Raw genomic sequence first — 2435 nt, 5'->3', positions numbered from 1 at the left:
CTTTCACTCCTTCTTTTAGTCTCGCTGTGCGTTCCCTTCGCCAAAGCAGACGAAGGTATGTGGCTGCCGATGCTTATCAAGCGCCTGAACCACGCCGATATGCAGAAAAAAGGCTTGCAGCTGACTGCCGAAGAAATTTACAACGTGAACAACTCCAGCCTGAAAGATGCAATCGTACAATTCGGTGGCTTTTGCACAGGCGAGTTCATCTCCGCTGAAGGTCTGTTGCTGACCAACCACCACTGTGGTTACGGCCAGATCCAGTCGCACTCTACGACTAAGAACGATTACCTGACGGACGGCTTCTGGGCCATGGACCGCAAGCAGGAACTTCCAAACGAAGGCCTGTTCGTGGACATCCTCGTGCGCATGGACGACGTGACGGCCAAGGTGCTCGAAGGCATCAACAACAACACACCGGAGCAGGAGCGTATGCAACTGGCTTCGCAACGTATGCAGGCCATTGCCAAAGAAGCCAACAGCAACGGACAGTATGTGACCTATGTGCGTGACTTCTTCAACGGCAACGAGTATTACCTGTTCGTGTACGAGCGCTTTACTGACGTGCGCCTGGTAGGTGCTCCTCCTTCTGCCGTAGGCAAGTTCGGGGGTGATACCGACAACTGGATGTGGCCACGCCATACCGGTGACTTCTCTATGTTCCGGGTGTACATGAGCCCGGACGGAAAGCCGGCCGAGTACTCTGAAAAGAACGTACCATACAAGCCAAAGCACCACCTGCCCATCAACATCGGCGGTGTGGAGCAGGATGACTTTGCCATGGTATTCGGCTTCCCGGGCCGTACCAAGCGCTTTATGACCTCTGATGGCCTGCAACTGGATGTAGACCAGCTGAACAAATCACGCATCAAACTGCGCGAAAAGAAGCTGGCCCTGTGGAAAGAAGACATGGACAAAGACGATGCCACCCGCATCAAGTATGCATCCAAGTATGCCTCTACTTCCAACTACTACAAATACTCTATCGGCCAGAACGAAGGCATCAAGCGCATGAAGACCATCGAAGGCAAGCAGGCCGACGAGCAGAAGTTTCAAGCCTGGGCGGACGCCAGTGCAGACCGCAAAGCCATGTATGGCAGCGCCCTGAAAGAGATGGATGAAGCCTATGCTACGATCGGGAAGTACAACCTCGGCTCTGTATACCTGAACGAAGCCGTGTTGGGCACCGAAGCCCTGTTGTTCGCTTACCGTATGACGGCCATTAACAACGCCCTCAAATCCGGCAACGCCGAGGCAGCCAAAAAAGCCGCTGAAGACCTGAAGCCAAGAGCGGACGCCTTCTTCAAAGACTACAATGTAGCTTCTGACAAGAAAGTGTTTGCCGCCATGATGAAGTTCTACCACGAAGACATCGCCAAAGACCAGCAACCTGAAGCGTTCAAGCAGCTGGTAGCCAAGTACAAAGGCGACTTCAACAAACTGGCAGACCACGTGTACGGCAACTCGTTTGTGGTCAATCAGCAGAAGGTGAACCAGTTCCTGGCCAACCCGACCCAGAAGCAACTGGCCAACGACCCGGCTTTCCAGCTGGTGAACGCCATCATGGAGAACTATACGACCAACATTGCGCCGAAACTGGCTGAAGCCAACGCGAAGCTTTCCAAAGCAAACCGCCTGTACGTTGCCGGCCTGCGCCAGATGAACCCGGACAAGGTATACTACCCGGATGCGAACTCTACGATACGTCTGAGCTATGGCTCTGTGAAAAACTACAAGCCTTACGATGGCGTGACCTACCAGACATTCACTACCATGGAAGGTGTGATGCAGAAGGAAGACCCGAGCAACGAGGAATTCGTAGTGCCGGCGAAACTGAAGCAGTTGTATGAGGCGAAAGACTACGGCCGCTATGCCAACAAGGACGGCGATCTGATCGTGAACTTCATCACCGACAACGACATCACAGGCGGTAACTCTGGTTCTCCGGTGATCAATGGCAACGGCGAGCTGATCGGTCTGGCCTTTGATGGCAACTGGGAAGCGATGACCGGTGACCTGGTGTATGATCCGGAGTATAAGCGTTGCATCAACGTGAGCGCCAACTACGTGCTGTTCATGGTAGACAAATACGCGGGTGCCTCTAACCTGATCAATGAGATGACGATCGTCAACACCAACAGCCCGGGTCCTGCCGAGGCAGGGGTGGCAACTGCTGCTGCCGATGGCAGCGCTGACCTGCTGAATGCTGCCGTTGAAGAAGCGAAAGCGGATCTGGCAACCGGTAAGAAGTCGGTAAAAGTGAAGAAGAAAAATGGCAAGAAGTCAGCAACAGTAGAAGTAAAAAACTAAGCTGCTGCTTTTAAGCTAATGCAAAAGGCGCTGGGGTTATCCTCAGCGCCTTTTTTTGTTGGTCTGAATCAGGATTCTTAGAATTGATAAACCCCTGTAGGGACAGGTCGCGACCTGTCCGCGCG

At 53.3% G+C, this 2435-nt stretch carries 1 protein-coding gene; it reads left to right on the top strand.

What is annotated here, in order from left to right; genetic code table 11:
• Positions 1 to 2310: S46 family peptidase (locus OB13_RS13780; RefSeq protein ID WP_461490747.1), on the top strand; the 2310-nt coding region annotated here is incomplete at its 5' end.
• Positions 2311 to 2435 lie beyond the last annotated feature (125 nt).

It is taken from the genome of Pontibacter sp. HJ8, from assembly GCF_054824225.1.
This window is presented reverse-complemented; position numbering and strand designations above follow the sequence as displayed.